At 39.9% G+C, this 20,104-nt stretch carries 12 protein-coding genes; 9 read left to right on the top strand and 3 right to left on the bottom strand.

Annotation, left to right across the window (positions count from 1 at the left end):
- Nucleotides 1–12 precede the first annotated feature (12 nt).
- The 9 genes from HMPREF9010_RS22695 to HMPREF9010_RS22735 all read left to right on the top strand — a co-directional run bounded on the left by HMPREF9010_RS22695 (nucleotide 13) and on the right by HMPREF9010_RS22735 (nucleotide 15,309).
- Nucleotides 13–1,905 (top strand): RagB/SusD family nutrient uptake outer membrane protein, encoded by a 1,893-nt coding sequence (locus HMPREF9010_RS22695; protein WP_004311154.1) that lies wholly within the window; start codon nucleotides 13–15, stop codon nucleotides 1,903–1,905.
- Nucleotides 1,906–1,924: 19 nt separating this feature from the next.
- Nucleotides 1,925–3,070, top strand: a complete 1,146-nt coding sequence (locus HMPREF9010_RS22700; RefSeq protein ID WP_004311155.1) for a SusE domain-containing protein — start codon at nucleotides 1,925–1,927, stop codon at nucleotides 3,068–3,070.
- A gap of 24 nt (nucleotides 3,071–3,094) precedes the next feature.
- Nucleotides 3,095–3,607, top strand: a complete 513-nt coding sequence (locus tag HMPREF9010_RS22705; protein ID WP_004311156.1) for a hypothetical protein — start codon at nucleotides 3,095–3,097, stop codon at nucleotides 3,605–3,607.
- 30 nt (nucleotides 3,608–3,637) lie between these two features.
- Nucleotides 3,638–4,702 carry a family 43 glycosylhydrolase gene (locus tag HMPREF9010_RS22710; protein ID WP_008646550.1) on the top strand — a complete coding sequence of 355 codons (1,065 nt, stop codon included), beginning with the start codon at nucleotides 3,638–3,640 and terminating at the stop codon, nucleotides 4,700–4,702.
- A gap of 85 nt (nucleotides 4,703–4,787) precedes the next feature.
- On the top strand, nucleotides 4,788–7,334 hold the full coding sequence (locus HMPREF9010_RS22715) for a glycoside hydrolase family 31 protein (RefSeq protein ID WP_004311159.1): 2,547 nt from the start codon (nucleotides 4,788–4,790) through the stop codon (nucleotides 7,332–7,334).
- Between the two features lie 431 nt (nucleotides 7,335–7,765).
- Complete coding sequence (locus HMPREF9010_RS22720; protein WP_022199415.1) at nucleotides 7,766–9,196, top strand: IPT/TIG domain-containing protein; 1,431 nt, start codon at nucleotides 7,766–7,768, stop codon at nucleotides 9,194–9,196.
- A gap of 29 nt (nucleotides 9,197–9,225) precedes the next feature.
- Nucleotides 9,226–12,282, top strand: a complete 3,057-nt coding sequence (locus HMPREF9010_RS22725; protein WP_004311162.1) for a SusC/RagA family TonB-linked outer membrane protein — start codon at nucleotides 9,226–9,228, stop codon at nucleotides 12,280–12,282.
- An 8-nt stretch (nucleotides 12,283–12,290) separates the two neighbouring features.
- A complete protein-coding gene (locus tag HMPREF9010_RS22730; protein WP_004311163.1) occupies nucleotides 12,291–14,303 on the top strand; it encodes a RagB/SusD family nutrient uptake outer membrane protein in 2,013 nt (670 codons plus the stop codon).
- Between the two features lie 19 nt (nucleotides 14,304–14,322).
- Nucleotides 14,323–15,309: a DUF4973 domain-containing protein gene (locus HMPREF9010_RS22735; protein ID WP_032852563.1), complete on the top strand. Its 987-nt coding sequence runs from the start codon at nucleotides 14,323–14,325 to the stop codon at nucleotides 15,307–15,309.
- Between the two features lie 515 nt (nucleotides 15,310–15,824).
- On the opposite strand, the gene HMPREF9010_RS22740 is transcribed toward HMPREF9010_RS22735, so the two are convergent.
- The 3 genes from HMPREF9010_RS22740 to HMPREF9010_RS22750 form a co-directional block, all read right to left on the bottom strand.
- Nucleotides 15,825–17,378, bottom strand: coding sequence for a sensor histidine kinase (locus tag HMPREF9010_RS22740; protein ID WP_032852407.1), 1,554 nt, complete (start codon nucleotides 17,376–17,378; stop codon nucleotides 15,825–15,827).
- Between the two features lie 97 nt (nucleotides 17,379–17,475).
- Entirely contained in the window at nucleotides 17,476–19,014 is a 1,539-nt protein-coding gene (locus tag HMPREF9010_RS22745) for a YifB family Mg chelatase-like AAA ATPase (RefSeq protein WP_008646541.1), read from the bottom strand.
- Between the two features lie 13 nt (nucleotides 19,015–19,027).
- Nucleotides 19,028–20,098 (bottom strand): TlpA disulfide reductase family protein, encoded by a 1,071-nt coding sequence (locus HMPREF9010_RS22750; protein WP_004296528.1) that lies wholly within the window; start codon nucleotides 20,096–20,098, stop codon nucleotides 19,028–19,030.
- Between the last annotated feature and the right edge of the window lie 6 nt (nucleotides 20,099–20,104).

Here is a 20,104-nt window from a genome sequence, read left to right as displayed (position 1 = left end):
AAAATGACGATAATGAAACTTAAGAAATATATAGTTGCTGGTTTAATAGGCATCGTATCGTTGGGTTCCTGTACGTATCTTGATAAAGAACCGGATACGGAAATTGATATAGACATGGTCTTTGAGAATAAGACAAAAGTAGAATCATGGCTGGCCAATGTATACAGCCGTATCCCTAATCCGGGTAATGACTGGTTAAATACGTATGGTTGGGAAGTGTTTGCAGATGACTTGACTGCTTCTGCACGTTGGCAGCAATGGGACTGGCCCAATATCACCAAGATTTTTGGTGGATGGACACCGAATACACAATGGGCAGGAAATTTCTGGGATGGTCTTCCGAGAAAAATACGTCAGGCTTATATTTTTATAGAACGTGTACATGCATTACCTGATTCCGACCTTCCTCAGAGAGAAGTGGATTATATGAAAGCGGAAGCACGTTTCCTTGCGGCCTATTATTGGTGGCAATTATTGGAGACATACGGTCCTATCCCATTTAGACCGAATTACATTGCTCCGACTGACTTTACTCTTTCAGATTTAATGGTCGGACAAAGACCTTTTGATGAGATTGTCAGCCATTTGGATAATGAGATGTTGGAAGCATCTAAACAATTGCCTGCTGTATGGCAGAGTGTGGAGAAATATGGTCGTATAACTTCAGTTATGTGTCTAACTGTTCGTGCGAAGATGTTATTATTTGCTGCAAGTCCGTTGGTAAATGGAAATGAGTGGTACATTGGACATAAGAATAAAGAAGGTGAGGAATTGTTCAATTCTACTTATAGCCAGGAAAAATGGGTGAAAGCGGCAGAAGCCTGCAAACGATTGCTTGATGTAGCAGAGCAAGCCGGTTATCGTTTGTACGTAGAATATAATGATGAGGGAGAAATAGACCCGTTTACTTCGCTTGAAAATCTTTGGTTTACGAAATTTCAAGATGGAAATAAGGAGATATTGTTCCCATATACAAAAGAAGATGCTTATCAAAGTTACCAGTTCTATACGAATAAAGCTGTAACTAAAGAATATGGTGGTGGAAATGGTTTAGGTGTATATCAAGGTTTGGTGGACGCGTTCTTCATGAAGAATGGGCTTCCGAAAGACGATGATAATTCGAAATATGTAGAAGAAGGTTTTTCAACGGAGACAGAAACCCGATCTACTAATTGGACTGGTGGTACAGGGCAAAAGGGAGAAATAACTGCCGAAGGTACATATAATATGTATTGTAATCGCGAACCTCGTTTTTATACTACAGTAAGTTATAATGGTTCTTGGTATGCTTTGGCAGAGCGTAAATTCGAATTCTTTAAGAATCAGAAAGATAATGATTATACACATGATGCACCCCAAAATGGTTATTTGGTTCGTAAGAAAGTATATTCACAGGATAATCCGAAGAATGGTAGTTACAAATGGCGTCAAATGTTCCTATATCGTTTAGCTGCTTCCTATTTGGATTATGCTGAGGCTGTTAATGAGGCTTATGATAATAGAGCATCTCGTGAGGATGCATTAAAATATGTGAATAAAGTCCGTGAACGTGCAGGCGTGCGCCAATATACGTTGGATGCCGTAGCGGCAGATGATGCAAAATACATTCATGTAGATGACAATCAACTGGCAGTACGTGAGGCAGTTCGTATGGAACGCCGTGTTGAACTTTGCTGTGAAGGATCACGCTGGTCGGATATCCGTCGATGGAGAATTGTGGAACAGCTCCCGGAGATGTGTGGAGATGATTATGGTATGAATTTCGCAGGAACAAATAGTCAGGAATTTTATAAGAGAACCGTATTCCAGACACGTGTGTGGAAAAGGGCGATGTACTGGTTCCCGGTATATATAGATGAAATGAATAAGAACACGAACTTGGTTCAGGCGCCTTTCTGGAATTAATTAAATGAAAAGCATAATTATGAATAAGATAATGAAACTAATATGCTTGCTCTTTCTTATGTTGATAGTAGCGAGCTGTAATAAAGATCCGGAGTATTACACGCTTGAAACTCCTGTAGATCAGATGCTTTTGAAGGCTTCTTCTTCTGAAATTACTTTGGAGAAAGAAAAAGAGAATGAAGCAGCTGTTATATTTACATGGGATGCTGCAGCTCAACGTGGAGGAGCTGATGCTACTATCACCTATTTTTTCAGAATGTATATGGCAGACTTACACTCTAATGTGACAGATTTGTATGAGATTGAATCGGAAGAGCGTTCCATTAGTTTCACGCATAAGGAGTTAAATGATATACTGGCTTCTTGGAGTATACTTCCTGGGGATAAGGTGACTATTGAAGCAGAGGTTATAGGACAGGTCAATTCATCTGTAGAATACTTGAAACCGGAGTTGTCGAAGACGCAATTGAATGTGATCGGATATGATAAGAATGCTACTGCGATATATATGGTGATGGTGGATGATGCTGGAGAGAAAACTGTTCGCCGAATGACCGAGAAGGTTGTGGGTTCAGGAGTATATCAGTCGACAGCAGAATTGAAGCCATGTGAGTACTTCTTTGCACTTAGTCCGGATTCTGATTATCCATGCTACATGAAAGCTGAGAATGGAGATAATTCTTTGCAATATGTGGCAGAAGCAGGGAATGGTGAGATGTTTGAAAACACAAAAAGCGGTACCTATACAATAGTTGTGGACTTAAATCGTTTGGATGTGAATATCGTTAGTATTTACCCTTTACCGCAAGGTGGGATTTGGATTGTTGGCGATGCCAGTACCATCGGATGGGATTGGGGTAAAATGAAAAAGGAAGGTGCATTTGTGAATAATGATCCACGCCATCCAGAACGTTGGACGTATACAGGTAACTTTTATGGCGGTAAAGAGTTTAAGTTGGCGTTGGAGCCGAATGGAGCAGATTTTGCAGGAAAATTCTTTTTTGCTCCTTCACAAGGAGCAAATCCGGGCGTAGAACATGAACTCGGAGAAGCAAGGTATCAGGATAATGGCGGTGACTTGAAATGGATTGTTGCTGCTGATGGTAAATACATTTTGACAGTAGACCTTAATGAGATGAAGATATATTTGGAGCCGACTGAATAATCTCCATAAGAAGTAAATTAAAATATGAAAATCATGAAAAAACTGTTTATAATACTATATCTGCTTACTAATATATTTGTATTGGGAGCATGTGGAGATGTGGAAAGTGAGGGTGACCCACAACCACGTGTACCGAGAGTAGAAGTGGAATCTGATGATTATTATGTACAGATTACACAGGAAAATATGGATGGGGTTGCTTTTGTCTACCGTTGGCTGGATATAGAAACAGCATCGAAGTATGTTATGACTTTAGGACTGCAGGTAGATGGAGAAATAACTGAAACAATGGGTGTGGAAGATAAAAGCATACTTACTTATAACGGAGTACGCGAACAGCTTTTTACCAATCAACAGATAATGGAATATATGAAAGCTTTTGGAGTGGACGAAAAAGAAGCTCAGTTTAGCATTACATTGGAAGCGTTTCAGTCGGATGGTATGCCAATTACTTCAGAAACGGACAAAGAATCAAAGACTTCCATAATCCATATTGTATTGGGACCTGGTGTTGAATTGAATTCGAGTATGGAATAGATTAGTAAAATTAATAAAAACTGAGAACTTATGTTATACTTACAACATACAATTACGCTTGGAATATTTTCCCTGCTTACATGGGGGTGTGGTAACAGCGATAAACAGAAAGGTGAAGCAGAACAAGCTCCATTGGCAGACAAAGTGTGGTATTCAAATCCTGTCATCGATTCCGATAATCCGGATCCGACAGTGATAAAAGCGGAAGACGGATATTTCTATTTGTATGCTACCGGAGGAAATACATGGATACACAAATCCAAAGACTTGGTTCACTGGACTTATGTGGGCGGTGCTTACGAGGATGATAAAAAACCGTCATGGGAACCGGAAGCAGGTATTTGGGCGCCGGATATCAATTATATCAATGGAAAATATGTGATGTATTACTCCTTGTCCAAGTGGGGAGGTGGAGCAACTTGTGGTATTGGTGTTTCTGTTTCGGACAAGCCGGAAGGACCGTTTACCGATCAAGGCAAATTATTCCGTAGCAATGAGATCGATGTTCATAATAGTATCGACCCTTTCTATATTGAAGATAATGGTAAAAAATATCTTTTCTGGGGAAGCTGGTATGGTATTTGGGGTATTGAATTGACTGAAGACGGTCTTGGACTGAAAGGAGGTATTGAAAATGCAAAAGCGACAAAAATACAGGTTGCTGCCAATACTGGAGGTACCAATGCTTATGAAGGATCATATATCTTGAAAAGAGGTAAATACTATTATTTGTTCTGCTCTACAGGTACTTGCTGTGACGGTGCAAATAGTACATACCAGACAGTTGTATGTCGTTCCACCGAGCTTTTTGGTCCTTATTTGAATAAATCAGGTGACAACATGAATGATAATAAACATGAGGTACTGATACACAGAAATGATGCGTTTCTGGGGACAGGGCACAATGCTGAAATAGTGCAGGATGATGAAGGTAAAGATTGGATTATCTATCATGCTTACCGGACTGCCGATCCATCTTTAGGTCGTGTAGTATTGCTTGATAGAGTTTATTGGGATGACGATGATTGGCCGTATCTCGTAGGGGACGGACCGGTTGTGAAGGCGGAAGCTCCGACTTTCAAGAAGAGTAAGTAGTTGACATAGGGTGGTTGTAGCTATGATAACTGCAACGACCCTATTTTATTCTCGAATTATAAATTTATTGCTTTTAAATGTTATCATGAAAAGAGGATTATTGCTTTTACTCTGTGTCATGCAGAGTTTTATATTTGTATTGCATGCGCAAAACACACAGCGAAATATTGCTTATACAGATGGCAATGTAAGATTTACAGTCATTTCTGATGGAGCAATCCGTCTGGAATATGCACCGGATGGGAAATTCGTGGACGATAGATCTCACATCGTTGTGAATCGTAACTATCCCCAGGTAGATTACAAGCTAAAAACAAGAGGAGGATGGGTTGAAATAACGACTTCCAAAATGAAGATGCGTTATAAGAAAAAGAGTGGACAGTTTACAGATAAGAACTTGGTTATCACTGCCTCTAAAGAAATATTACCTTTTACTTGGAAACCCGGTATGCAACAGAAGGGCAACTTGAAAGGAACCTATCGTACATTGGATGGTATGGATGGTGATACACAGACACAAACATGGGTGGCTGATACAAAGAAAGGTGATAAACTGAAACTGGAAGATGGCCTGTTGGCTACGGACGGTTGGACTCTGATTGATGATTCTCAGGGACTTTTGTTTGATGATAATAAAGATTGGGATTGGGTGAAAGAGCGTCCGGCTAATGGCGGACAGGATTGGTATTTCATGGCATATGGACATGACTATAAAGCTGCCTTGAAAGATTATACCCTCTTTGCGGGAAAAGTACCATTACCTCCCCGGTATGCATTTGGTTATTGGTGGTCACGCTATTGGTTATATTCTGACAGGGAGTTCCGTAATCTGATTGATAATTTCCATACTTATCAGATTCCTTTGGATGTATTGGTGGTAGATATGGACTGGCATTATACAGAACAAGGAAAAGGTGGTTGGACCGGTTGGACATGGAATCGTGATTTATTCCCGAACCCAAAGGAGTTTTTGGGATACTTGAAACAGAATGATGTGAAAATCACCCTTAACTTACATCCGGCGGATGGAGTAGCTTCTTATGAAGAAAAATATTCTGGATTAGCAAAAGATATGGGAGTTGATCCTCAGTCCAAACAGACTATTCCATGGATAAATTCAGATAAGAAGTTTATTAAAAATATGTTTAAGAATGTATTGACGCCAATGGAGAAAGATGGTGTTGATTTTTGGTGGCTGGACTGGCAACAAAGGATATATGATCCGAAGGTGAAGAATTTGAGCAACACTTGGTGGATTAATTATGCTTTCTTTAGTAATATGGAAAAGAACAGGGACACACGTCCGATGCTATATCACCGTTGGGGAGGTTTGGGTAATCATCGCTATCAGGTGGGGTTCTCCGGTGATGCAGTTGTTTCATGGAAATCATTAGATTTTCAGCCTTACTTCAACTCGACAGCTTCCAATGTATTATATGGTTATTGGAGTCATGACCTAGGAGGACATATCGGTGAAAGTATAGATCCGGAAATGTACACTCGTTGGTTGCAATTCGGAGCCTTAAGCCCGATTATGCGTACACATTCTCAAAAAAGTGCCGGTTTGAATAAGGAACCATGGGTATTCAACAAAGAATATTGTGATGTTCTTCGTAAGACAATCCAGCAACGTTATGAGATGGCGCCTTATATTTATACAATGGCTCGTAAAGGTTATGATGAAGGATTATCACTTTGCCGTCCGATGTATTATGATCATCCGGATAATAAGGAAGCATATGAGTTCCGTAATGAATATATGTTTGGAGATGATATTCTGGTTGCTCCTGCCACAGCTCCTGCAAAAGATGGTTATGTACAAGTGCGTGTGTGGCTGCCCGAAGGTGAATGGTATGAGTTGCATACAGGTACCTTACTGAAAGGAGGACAAATAGTGGAACGTCCTTTTGCTATTGACGAATATCCGATTTATGTAAAAGCGGGAGCGGTATTGCCGATGTATACAAGAAAGGTGATGAACCTGAACGGTAATGATGAGGAGGTTGTTGTTACCGTATTCCCTGGTGGAAATGGAATTTCGTCCTTTAATTTTTATGAAGATAATGGAAATGATAAGAACTATGCTTCGGAATATGCTGTGACTAAATTAACATCTTTCAGCCAAGGGCAGGAACGAACGATTGTTATCGGTAAACGTGATGGCCGATATAAAGATATGCCTGAATCTCGTTCATTCAAAGTGAAAGTGCTCTCATCACTTGTTCCTCAGTCTGTCACTGTAAATGGTCAACCTGCCAAATATGAATATTTGGGTGAAGAGTTTGCTCTTTCGGTTGATTTGCCTGTTTTGTCATGTGATCAGGAAAAGGTTATTAAAATAGTTTATCCTACGGAAACAGCTGATATGAACGGCTTGTTGGGAGTATCTAGACGAATAGCTAAATCTATGGAGCAGTTAAAATACCGTGATTCATATATTTGCTTTAAGGAAGAATTTGGTAAAATGGGAAGTCTGAGTGAAGCGGTAATCTATGCACCGGAGAAGATCTCTTCTTTAGTTTCCGATTTTTGGAAAAGTTATACTGACCTCCCGGAGGTTTTGAAGCGTCAGGGTTTGAATGACGAAAATAAAGCTTGGTTTTTGCAATCTATTTGCTGGAGCAAGCAATAGTATGAGAAATGTAATAGTGGGGTGATAAAAGCTCCCACTATTTTTTTATATAAGTAATGAAGGGCAAGCCAGATACTACTGTAGTTGATATTTTCTGATGTTGCTCCATTTTAGAAAGAGTTTGTATTTTTATGACCATTTATACAACTATGCTATATGTAATATCACTTTCGGGGGGGGAGATATAGGTTGGATGATAATAGAGAAAAGCACACAACATAAGCTAAAATAGTAAAAGTGCTCCAAAACATACTAGGATAGCTGTTTTATAGGTTTTTGACCTGTTTTTGTCATTTATTGAACCGTTATTTTTATTCTATTAATAGGATAGCGTTTTATTTTGCATTTCGTTAATAGTGCACATTGGAATAATGCATAGTTATTTTTTCTTTTGATTTTTATATTTATTGTTTAACGAATAATTTAATACAATGAAAAGTCTTTTTAAAACAAAAAAAGGAGGGAAACAGGTTAGGTTTGTATTGTTTTCCTTGATTTGCTTGGGTGGATTGGGTAGTTGCATGGACAAAAATGTGGAAGTAAATCTTCCGTCTTATGTAGCTTCTGATCCTAATGTTGAAGTTGTTTTTACTGACTATTCTCCTTTGGAAGGTGCTGTACGCACGAACATGTTTATCAATGGTAGTAATTTTGGGACTGATCCCTCACTGATACGAGTGGTTGTCGGTGGTAAGGAAGCGAAGGTTGTTAGCTCTTCCGGTACACAGATTTATTGTATTGTTCCTTCCCGTGCGGATGGAGGGTCTGTGCAGGTGGATATATTGAATAAAGATAAAAGTTTGAATGCTACCTATACATTTGACCAAAAGTTCTCTTATCAGTATAATGTAGTTGTCGGCACGTTGTGCGGTGTAGTAGATAGTGAAGGCAATACTTCTATTACGGATGGTAATTTTGATAAAGCAGGAACTCAAACTCCTCTTGCCATGTACTATGACGAATCATCAGGCGAACGTTGCATTTATTTTTTCGAGAATGAACATAGTTTACGTAAAATTTATCTAGATAAGGATTCCATAGCTACTGTGATTACTAATGGTGCTGCTGGTTGGAGTAGTGCTCCGAGTGGACTTGGCTGGAGTGTGGACAGGGATACTATGTTTGTGAACTGTCCGCAGGGGAATGTAGAACGTGCAGGAGCTTATTACCTACTTCGTAAAGAAAATTTTAAAAACTCTTATCCGGCTTTAAATGGAGATGATTTCAATACATTATTCACGCATCCTATAGATGGTACTATCTTTTTGTGTCGTGGTCGTGATGCTACGCTTCATAAAGCGGTTTGGAATGAGAAGACACAAATGTGGGATCCGAAGCAGATTGCCAAGATGGGACCAAGCGGCTGGTTCCAATGTGTTACTTTTCATCCAAGTGGAAATTTTGCCTATTTAATAGCACGTGACAAGCAATGTGTGATGAAAGCAGAATATAATTGGGCTGGTAAATATCTGGAAACTCCTATTACTTTTGCTGGAGAGTTCGGATCATATGGTTACAAGGACGCATCCCAGAATTCTGCCCGTTTTGATAATCCAATGCAAGGGTGTTTTGTGTTGAACGAAGAATATGTGGCAGAGCAACGTGCGGATATATATGATTTTTATCTTACTGATGCTGCCAATCATTGTATTCGTAAGATCACTCCTGATGGTATTGTTACAACGTTTGCCGGTCGTGGAAGTTATTCGACAGATCAGATCGTGTCAGGATATATTGACGGTGATCCTCGTGAAACAGCACGTTTCAACTATCCTTTAGGACTTTGTTATGAAGAGTCTACAGGTACTTTCTATGTTGGTGACAACGGTAATCACCGTGTTCGTACCATTGCATTACAGTAAATTGATGATTAACACACAATTCTTATTTTATGAGGAAATTTTTATTTATGATATTATTATTGACAACAGGTTACGTCATTGATATGTATGCCCAGAGTCAGACGATAGAGGTAACCGGTATGGTCAGAGATGCCGAAAAGATACCTTTGGCTGGAGTCAATATTTCGGTAAAGAATGTTGCAGGTTTGGGAGTTATCACCAACATTGATGGTGAGTATAAGATTAAAATAGCTCCTTACAGTACGCTGATCTTTTCTTATATAGGATTTGAAACACAAGAAGTCCTGATAAAGGATAATATGAGTAAGATTGATGTCACATTGCGAGAATCTTCTGCTAGTGTGATTGATGAAGTGGTTATCACCGGTACAGGTGCTCAAAAGAAAATAACAATGACAGGTGCAGTTTCTACGGTAGATGTGAATGTGTTGAAGTCATCTCCTACTTCAAGTCTGGCAAATGCATTGGCTGGAAATGTTCCTGGTGTGTTAGCAAGGCAGACTTCCGGTAGACCGGGAGCCAATATGTCAGAATTCTGGATTCGTGGTATCTCTACTTTTGGGGCAGGTTCCGGAGCATTGGTTTTAGTAGATGGATTCGAACGTAGCCTGAATGAAGTCAATGTGGAAGATATTGAGTCATTCTCTGTATTGAAGGATGCTTCAGCTACAGCAATTTATGGTAGTCGTGGTGCAAATGGCGTAGTGTTGATTACTACTAAGAGAGGTAAGGCTGGTAAAATTAATATCAATGCGAAAGTGGAAACTTCTTATAATACACGTACCATGACTCCTGACTTTGTAGATGGTTATACTTACGCTACCATGCTGAACGAATCACGTACAACTCGTTCTCAACAGCCGATGTATTCCCAAGATGAGTTGAGACTGATTCAGACAGGACTGGATCCGGATTTGTATCCGAATGTAGACTGGATGGATGTATTGTTAAGAGACGGTGCAATGACTTATCGTGCTAATCTTGATATAAGTGGCGGTGGTTCTGTGGCACGCTACTTTGTGTCAGCAAGCTATGTTAGCGAGGGAGGTATGTATAAGACAGACGGTAAGTTGAAAGATTATAATACAAATGCCAATTACCAGCGTTGGAACTATCGTATGAATGTAGATTTTGATGTTACAAAGACCACCATGGTGACGGTAGGTGTTTCAGGCTGGCTTTCTACTCAGAATGATCCGGGACTTGGCTCTGATGCATTGTGGAAGTCCGTAATGGGACAAACACCTATTAATATGCCGGTGATTTTTTCGAACGGAAGAATTCCGGCTGCAGGAACAAGTGAACGTACTAATCCATGGGTAATTGCTACACAAACCGGTTATTATGAGGAGTGGCAGAACGTAATTCAAACGAATGCGACTTTGGATCAGAAATTGGATTTTATAACGAAAGGTTTGAAGTTTACCGGACGTTTTGGATTTGATACTTATAACAATAACTATCGTAATCATAAGCAGTGGCCTGAACAATGGCAAGCCGAACGTCAGCGAGATTCTAACGGGGAAATCGTTTTCAAAAAAGTGGCAGAGAAACAGCTGATGTTTCATGAGTCTTCTGCTTCAGGTAACCGTAGGCAGTTTTTGGAGGCTATTTTGCAATATGATCGTCGATTCGGTGATCATTCGGTGGGCGGTACGTTGAAATATACTCAGGATGAATATGTCAACACACAAAGTACAGCCGGCTATGATTGGCTACCTAATAGACACATGGGACTTGCTGGTCGTATTACCTATGGATGGAAATATCGCTATATGGTTGATTTCAACTTTGGTTACAATGGTTCAGAAAATTTTGCCCCAGGCAACCAGTTTGGCTTCTTTCCTGCATACTCAGTAGCATGGAATATTGCGGAAGAACCTATTATTAAGAAGAATCTGAAATGGATGAATATGTTTAAGCTTCGTTATTCTTATGGTAAGGTAGGTAGTGACAATATTGGAACTCGTTTCCCTTATCTGGAGCTTTTTGAAAGTAGAAATCCTTATAATTGGGGAGATTACAATACTCCTAATGTGGATAATGGACAGATTTATAAGCAGATATCTTCTTCTGGTGTGACATGGGAGATTGCTACTAAGCATGATATAGGTGTTGACTTCTCGTTATGGGATGACAGGTTTACTGGTACTGTAGATTATTTTCATGAAACACGTGATGGAATCTTTATGCAGCGTCAAAGTTTGCCAGGAACTTTAGGTTTGAGTTATCTTACACCTAGTGCGAATGTAGGTAAGGTACGTTCTACCGGTTTTGATGGAAATGTGGCTTTCAAACAGGATATAGGCAATGTCAGTCTGACTGTACGCGGTAATTTCACTTATAGTAATAATAAGATTCTGGCTGCTGACGAGGCAAATAGCGCATATCCTTATATACGTGATACAGGGTATCGTGTCAATCAAGCGAAAGGTCTGATAGCTCTTGGCTTATTTAAGGATTATGATGATATACGTAACAGTCCTCAACAAACAGAATGGGGAACAGTAATGCCTGGTGATATTAAATATAAAGATGTGAACAGTGATGGCGTGATTAATGATAGTGATAGGGTACCTATTGGTTCTACAACCCGTCCGAATTTGATTTACGGCTTTGGTATGTCTGCTACATGGAAAGGGTTCGATGTGAATCTACATTTCCAAGGTGCTGGTAAATCCTCTTTCTTTATTGATGGTTTTGGAGTCAGACCATTTAGTGGTGGTGACTGGGGTAACATTCTTACGGATGTAGTAGGAAACTACTGGAGTCTTGGCACGAATGAGAATCCTGATGCCAAATATCCTCGTTTGACCTGGCAGAATAACAGTAACAATAACCGTGAATCGACATATTGGTTGCGTGATGGTTCATATCTGCGCCTGAAAACGGTAGAGGTGGGTTATACACTTCCAAAGAACATCAGTCGTGCAATCTTGATGAATAATGTACGCATCTTCTTTATCGGGACAAATCTGTTAACATTCTCTAAGTTCAAATTATGGGATCCTGAAATGGGGAGCTCTAACGGGCAGCAGTATCCATTGTCTAAAATGCTCACTTTAGGTTTAACTGTTAATATATAATACGAAATATGAAAAAGAAACATATATTGTTTTCCACCATTATCAGTATGGGAATGATGGTTTCCTCTTGTTCAGATTATTTGAGCGTGGAGGGGAAATTGGGAGAAAATACCCAGAGTTTGGAAAATATATTCGAAAATAAAGAATGGTCGGAACAATGGTTGGCGACTGCATACGCTTGGCTGACATGGAGTAACATCGATATTGGTTCGAAAGATAACTGTATTACTAACTTTTCTGACGATATGTGTTATAGCGACCGTAATCTTGAATATCGTGTATTCAAATATTGTGAATATGATGAGAATTGGAAACAAGACTCCTGGGCACAAGCTTATGATGGTATCCGTCATGCCTCGATTTTTATTCATAATATTGACAGAAATAAAGAAATGACTCCGGATGAAATTGTTGATTATAAGGCACAGGCTCGTTTTGTACGCGCTTATTTCTACTGGAAGTTGTTGCAAAAGTACGGGCCTATACCAATTATACCTAATGATGGTGTGATGGACTATAATGCTGCTTATGAGGATCTTTATATCCCACGTAGCACGTATGACGATTGTGTCAACTACATTGCAGAGGAAATGAAGCTTGCAGCGAAAGACTTACCATTGAAACGTGATACACGTAATATGGCACGTCCTACTCGCGGAGCAGCTTTGGCAACTCGCGCAAAAGCATTGCTTTATGCTGCCAGCCCTCTCAATAATCCGCGTCCAACCGATACTGAACGTTTCACGGATTTGGTGGATGATGAAGGACGCTATCTGATGGCTCAAGAATACAATGAAGAAAAGTGGGCAAAGGCGGCAGCAGCTGCTCGTGATGTGGTAGAACTTGGTCGTAAGGGTGTGTATGAGCTACATACGGTCTCAGCTCACTCTACTGGTACAATTGATAATCCGGCAACGATTGCTCCTCCTACGCATGCGGTATATTCTCATGCGGATTTTCCTGCAGGATGGCGGAATATTGACCCGTTACAGTCTTACGAGACACTTTTTAATGGAGTGATTTTTCCTTCGGAAAACAAAGAGATGATTTTTACAACCGGACAGAACAACGGAGATATCAATACGATGATTCAACATCAGATGCCAATAGCATTCGGAGGTTATAATTGTCATGCTATGACAGGTAAGCAATGCGATGCCTATCAGATGAATACCGGAAAACCTTTTGATAAGACGAAAGACTGGACGGGTGATGAAAATTATGTGAGTGCCGAGGAAGCAGCTAGTGGTGATTGGGCACCATTGGTGGAAGGTGTGAATAAACAATATGGACATCGTGAACCACGTTTTTATGCTACGGTAGCATACAATGGTTGCTTATGGAATGGTACTAATGCTGTACAGTCGTATGACCGGAATCTAATCATATGGTATTATCGTGGTGAAGAGAGTGGCTGGAGTAATTCAGGTGATCGTTGGTTGGCTACTGGTATTGGGATCAGGAAATTTGTTAGTTCTCGTGACAACTTTAAGACAGAGGGAGGGGTTATCTCAAAGCCTGTGATTGGTATTCGTTATGCTGACGTGTTGTTATGGTATGCAGAGGCATTAAATGAATTAGGTGCGAGTACTTATCAGATTCCTTCATGGGATGGAACTCAGTCTTATGATATTTCACGTGATAAGAATGAAATGAGTTATGCTATTTCCAGAGTTCGTATTCGTGGAGGAGTTCCCGATTTTGGATCAGATGTTTATGAGAATGCTGATGAGTTCCGCAAGCATTTGAAGCATGAGCGCCAGATAGAGTTATTTGCAGAAAACAGTCGTTACTTTGATCTGCGCCGTTGGAAGGATGCCGAATATGAGGAGTCGCAGCAGATGTATGGTTGCAATGCATATATGAGTAAAACAGAAAGAGACTTATTTCATACTCAAGTGATCAATTCGAACTTGCCGACTACTTTTAGCCGTAAAATGTATTTCTGGCCGATTTCCCATGATCAGTTGAGAAGAAACTTGCGTCTGACTCAGAACCCGGGATGGACATATTATGATTAACCTTATTAAATGGAAAAATATGAAAAATTATATCGTATATTTTATATTGTTATTAACGCTTGTTCTGACTGGTGCATGTAACAATGAATGGGTGGAAGAAGTGTATGTGCAAAATGTCGGATTGAAAGCCCCTGTCAATAGTAAGGGAGTGACTGATGTATATTTGCGTTATCAAGCGAACGGTGAAGTGACTTATCGGCTACCGGTGATTGTAGGTGGCTCTACTATGAATGAAAGAGATCTGGATGTTGCTATTGATGTGGATCCGGATACATTGATTGGTTTGAATGAAGCTCGCTGGAAACAACGTGAAGACTTGTATTTTCAATTGCTGGATAAGAAACACTATGAGTTTGCCTCTCCTACTTGTCATATTCCGGCTGGGGAATGTCAAGGTTTGTTTGATATTAAATTCAAATTTAGCGGACTGGATCTTGTTGATAAATGGGTACTTCCATTGACGATTTTGGATAGTGACTCGTATGATCCGAATCCACGCAAGAATTATCGTAAAGCACTTCTCCGTGTGATGCCGTTTAATGATCATTCAGGAGCTTATGGGGCCACCAATATGTTTGTATATATGATGGATAATACGAGTGCTATGGTTTCAAGTACACGTACCTTGCATGTAGTGAGTGAGAATCAATGCTTCTTCTATGCCGGAGTCATTAGTGAAGAATTGAAGGATAGAGATAAATATAAGATTGTGTTGACTTTTAACGAAAATGGGACACTGACAGCTGAACCTGCCGATCCGACTAATGCCATGAACTTCCGACTTATAGGAGATGCGCCTACTTATACGACTAGCATGTCTTTAGATGAAGTAACTCCTTATTTGGAACATCATTTCACGACGATTTATATGTCATATACGTATGATGATGTGACAACGTATGAAGATAAAGATATCGTTGTACCTTGTCGTGCTGAAGGTAGTATGTTGATGGAACGAAAAGTTAATAGCTTGATTCCTGATACAGACCAAGCTATTCAGTGGTAAAAATGGGAAATATGCCGCAAGAGTAAGATCTTATTGTCTGATATTTATTGATACAAAATATCGTGAGATGATATTCTGTAGAATAAAGCGGAAAGTCAGTTTATAAATAGAGAGAAGGCTATCTTATTATATATAAGTTAGTTTTCTCTTTATTTTTTCAGCAAAAAAACAATAGGTTCTTGACAAATGCTTTTTATTTCCTGATTAGTATCAGAAATGGTGTATCGGCTATAGGCAAAAAGGCTACAAATTTCATGAAATTTGCAGCCTTTTTGTTGTAATAGATAGAGTTGAGAACTCGGAAATCCGATTGCAAAGTTTTTAATAAACTCAAATACTGTTCTTAATAAACTACTCAAAGGTTTATTTAAAACGTGATATCCGTTTATATGGGAAATTGTTCATATTTTTGTATGTTTTCAAGTTTGCGTTTGGAATACTCTTTGCTAAAGGTAACTATAATAAACAAATTAGAAAGTAATCTAATGATACAAGTTATTCGTTTTATGCAAAATTTAGACGTGAAGTTCCAGTATGAAACGGGTTCCTTTGGTATAACTGGTATCTAGCGTCAGGCTACCATTCATTTTTGCGGCGATAAGTGAGCAGATTGGTAATCCTAGCCCATCTCCTGTAGTGAGGTCTTTCACTTCCGTGAAAGGCTTGAAAATATTTTCCTGTTGCTCTGCCGGAATACCGATTCCCGTATCCGTCACGATAAATTGATGAGTATGTGCACCACGTTTCTTGAACTCAAGGCTGATACGTCCTTGTTCGGTGTAGTAGGCTGCATTTTTCAGTAAATAGAGAAGGATACGTTCCAGTTGCTCCTTGTTTGTCTTTACCTGAAGTTTGGGAGCGTTGACTGAAGGAGTAACATCTATTTTTATATGCTCCTTAACCTTATCCATTACATTTTCGCAGAAAGTACCTACGTTGATTTCACCCAATTCATAGAGTTCGGTTAATGAATTCTCTAATGAAGACAGTTCCTGGATATCATCGCTGAATTTCTTCAGAGCAGCGACTTGGCTCTGCATTTGGCTCGCTTCTTGAGGGGCTTTCTGTAAAAGTTCATTCGCAGAGGTAGCCAACGTATTCAAAGTCGGTTCCATCTGTGAGGATATGTTCTGAATGAATTTGGTTTTTAATTCATTATGTTCATTGGCAATCTTCACACTTTTCTTTAATTTGCGGTTGCCGGCTATAAATTTCAGTAATATGGCGGCCAGTATTGCCAGTCCGGCAACGAGGATGACTACAAGAACACACAGACCTATAATGATGTATTGTTTGGCTGATAGTGTGTCGTCTTTTTCTTGTATAGTCAGTTGGCTTTCGTCATATTTCCTTTTCAGTACATTCAGTTCGTCTTGAGCTGTCAGAGCTTTCACGGAGTCTGTCCAAACGATGTAACTTTCATAGGTGCGTTCCATTAAAGGGGCATTATTGGCTTTACGGGCAATTCCGATAAGGTTCTTGTAGCAATCATTCACTTTGGCATAGTCTTTCTTTTCCTTATATTGATTAATCAGTTTGCGGAAACAGGCATCACCTTGCGTGTTTTGGTTAAATGTATAGTAATAGTTGGCTTTTGTATACAGTAAAACCTCTGTCAGTGAGTCATTCTTGGCAAGGTTAGCGGTTTCTTCCAATTTATTCAGCTGTGTTTTTGCTTGGGCTGGATTTTTAAGTGCCGTGTACATCTGCAACCGCTCCTTGTTTACGAGGAAGCGGAGGTCATAAAAGACTTTCTTCTGATTTTGCTCTCCGGTCCATATAAGTTGGTCCATGTCACGACAAAGTTCGAATCCTTCTTTGTAAAAGTTCTCTCTGACGTATAAAGCATTGGCCTGAACACCACATTCTATCGCCTGTGGATAGTTTCCGCGGGTTGCAAATGCTTCGTATGCTTTTTTGAATAAGTAACGCGCTTTGATGTAATCTTTTTGATTGAGACTGCTTTGCGCTTGTTTTTTTAGTTCTGTGGCTCTGTCCTGGGGAGTTTGCGCATAAGCCAATATGCTCAAACAAAATATCATTAAAAGACTTGTTATTGATGTTTTCATATGATTGCATATTTGTTTGTCACAAATGTAAAACAAATATATGAAAAAAGATAGTGTTATCGATGAAATAATTCTCTTATGTTTATATTCATTGTTATTATCCAGCCCAGTTCTCTCTGTCGAGATTCCGATAACTGATAGCCTCTGCCAAATGATTGGGGAGTATTTGTTCTGCTCCTTCCAAATCGGCGATTGTACGGGCAACTTTTAAAATCCGGTCGTAGGCTCGGGCAGATAAATTGAGTCGTTCCATTGCATTTTTCAGTAATGCAAGTCCTTTGGCATCCGGTTGAGCGTACATTGCAAGCAGTTTGCTGTTCATTTGTGCATTGCAATAAATTCCGGTATATTCGGTGTAGCGTCTTTCCTGCATTTGACGGGCTTTTATCACTCGCTGTCTGATGATATTGCTCGATTCTCCCTGTCTTTGATCGGAAATCTTATCAAAGGGTACAGGTACAATCTCTATCTGAATGTCGATGCGATCTAATAATGGACCGGATATCTTATTCAAGTACTTTTGAACCTGTCCGGGGCTGCATACGCATGCTTTTGTCGGATGGTTGTAATATCCACAGGGGCATGGGTTCATGGATGCAATCAGCATCAGATTGGCCGGATAGCTGATAGTACTTTTGATGCGGGAAATAGTGATCTGGCGGTCTTCCAATGGTTGACGCAACACTTCCAGCACTCCTCGGTTGAATTCCGGCAATTCATCTAAAAAAAGTACCCCATTATGCGCCAGACTGATTTCTCCGGGTTGTGGAAAACTACCTCCACCAACCATCGCCACTTGGGAAATTGTGTGGTGAGGGTCGCGGAATGGGCGTTGGGAAATCAATGAGGACCCGCGTTTTAGTTGTCCGGCAACTGAATGTATCTTGGTGGTTTCCAGACTTTCACCCAGTGAAAGAGGAGGAAGAATGGAAGGAAGGCGTTTGGCCATCATCGATTTACCGCTACCCGGAGCACCTACCATTATTAAATTATGCCCTCCGGCTGCTGCAACTTCTAGTGCCCTTTTTACATTCTCTTGCCCTTTAACGTCTGCAAAATCCAAGTCGCAGTTCGTCTGTTGTTGATAGAATTCTTCCCGTGTATTAACAACAGTCGGCTCTAATTCGCGTTCATTATTGAAGAATTCGACGACCTCCTTGATATTACTGACTCCGTATATTTTTAATTGATTGACAACGGCAGCTTCCCGTGCGTTTTGTTGGGGGATGATTAGTCCTTCGAAACCATCTTCGCGCGCTTTAATAGCAATGGGAAGCGCACCTTTGATAGGTTGTATACTTCCGTCCAGGCTTAGTTCGCCCATTAACAAATAGCGGGAAAACTTCTCGGAAGAGATTGTTTCATTAGCTCCTAACAACCCGATGGCAAGAGGCAAGTCATAAGCTGAACCCTCTTTACGGATGTCGGCTGGTGCCATATTGACTACTATATTGCTAGTGGGCATTTTATAACCATTCACCAGCAGTGCGGAGATAATACGTTGATGGCTTTCTTTGACCGCAGAATCCGGAAGGCCGACGAGATAGAACATACAGCCGCGCGAGCTGTTAACTTCGATTGTGATGAGTGTTGCATCAATCCCTTGAACAGCCGCTCCGAATACTTTAATTAACACGTTTGATTATTGATTATTTTTTCTTCTTATTGTCTTGTTTTTCCTTTTCTTCAGCAGCAGTGACTACTTCCTCAATTTTCTTCTTCAATTGTTCTCCTTTGAGGTTTTTCGCGAGAATCTTACCGTCTGCCGACAGAAGAATGTTGCTGGGAACTTGCTTGATGGCGTATTGTTTGGCTACTTCGGAATTTAGTCCGCCAAAATCACAGACTTGCTCCCAATTGAGCGTATCACGTTTTATAGCATCCTGCCATTCTTGTTTATCCATATCAAGGGAGATACCGAGCATGGCTATATGTTTGTTCTTCTTATATTTCTGATAGATCTCTTTTAACTCGGTATTGCTTTGGTGATTGGAAATGCTATCTCCCCATGAAGCCCAAAAGTTGATTAACAAGTTCTTTTTCTTGAAATCTTCTGATGACCGGGTAATTTTCTCTCCTTTTATGTTAGATAGACTGAAGAAGGGAGCATATTTGCCTGTTTCTGTTTTCTCTGACAGTGAGATGGCTTCGTTGAGCTGTTCAATATACAGCTTGTCTTGCAATATTCCTGTCATGACTTCAATTAGCTTCTTTATTTTGTTGAAATCGGGCGAATCTTTCTGAACAAAGTATTTATCCAACAAGTAGAGGCTGACAAAAGAAGAATGATGCTTCATGATGAATTCTTCTGCTTTTTGCTCTAAATCTTTCTCGGATGGGGTAGGCAGGCTATTTAGTTCTTTCTGAAAGTTTGTAAACTCTTCATTATATATATTACCATTGATATCCAGATATTCCGGGTGATTGATATCTCCTTTTATTTTGATCTGATTTCCTTTGTCAAGGAAGATTGGATATTCTGTCTGATTGTCAATAAGTAAAAAGGCAGAAGTAATGGTGTCTATTGAAGCTGTATAAGAGAATTTATCGTTCTTCGCGAAAATGGTATCTATCCGGTCGAATGATTCGTCCATTCCATACAGATAAAGCGTATCTGTGCCCAGGCCTTTGATTTCCCCGGTTATGCTAACCTTCTTTGAAGATTTACCACAACTGCATAGACAAATGATTATGAGGATTAAAATGCTACTCTTTTTCATTGCTTT

The sequence above is a fragment of the Bacteroides sp. 3_1_23 genome (assembly GCF_000162555.1).
Taxonomy (GTDB): Bacteria; Bacteroidota; Bacteroidia; order Bacteroidales; family Bacteroidaceae; genus Bacteroides; species Bacteroides ovatus.
Note: the sequence above shows the minus strand (reverse complement) of the source record. Positions and strands in the feature narration are given on the sequence as shown.

Coding starts and splice junctions, on each gene's coding strand:
- HMPREF9010_RS22695 (WP_004311154.1), top strand. CDS start 13: ATGAAACTTAAGAAATATATAGTTGCTGGTTTAATAGGCATCGTATCG.
- HMPREF9010_RS22700 (WP_004311155.1), top strand. CDS start 1,925: ATGAATAAGATAATGAAACTAATATGCTTGCTCTTTCTTATGTTGATA.
- HMPREF9010_RS22705 (WP_004311156.1), top strand. CDS start 3,095: ATGAAAATCATGAAAAAACTGTTTATAATACTATATCTGCTTACTAAT.
- HMPREF9010_RS22710 (WP_008646550.1), top strand. CDS start 3,638: ATGTTATACTTACAACATACAATTACGCTTGGAATATTTTCCCTGCTT.
- HMPREF9010_RS22715 (WP_004311159.1), top strand. CDS start 4,788: ATGAAAAGAGGATTATTGCTTTTACTCTGTGTCATGCAGAGTTTTATA.
- HMPREF9010_RS22720 (WP_022199415.1), top strand. CDS start 7,766: ATGAAAAGTCTTTTTAAAACAAAAAAAGGAGGGAAACAGGTTAGGTTT.
- HMPREF9010_RS22725 (WP_004311162.1), top strand. CDS start 9,226: ATGAGGAAATTTTTATTTATGATATTATTATTGACAACAGGTTACGTC.
- HMPREF9010_RS22730 (WP_004311163.1), top strand. CDS start 12,291: ATGAAAAAGAAACATATATTGTTTTCCACCATTATCAGTATGGGAATG.
- HMPREF9010_RS22735 (WP_032852563.1), top strand. CDS start 14,323: ATGAAAAATTATATCGTATATTTTATATTGTTATTAACGCTTGTTCTG.
- HMPREF9010_RS22740 (WP_032852407.1), bottom strand. CDS start 17,378: ATGAAAACATCAATAACAAGTCTTTTAATGATATTTTGTTTGAGCATA.
- HMPREF9010_RS22750 (WP_004296528.1), bottom strand. CDS start 20,098: ATGAAAAAGAGTAGCATTTTAATCCTCATAATCATTTGTCTATGCAGT.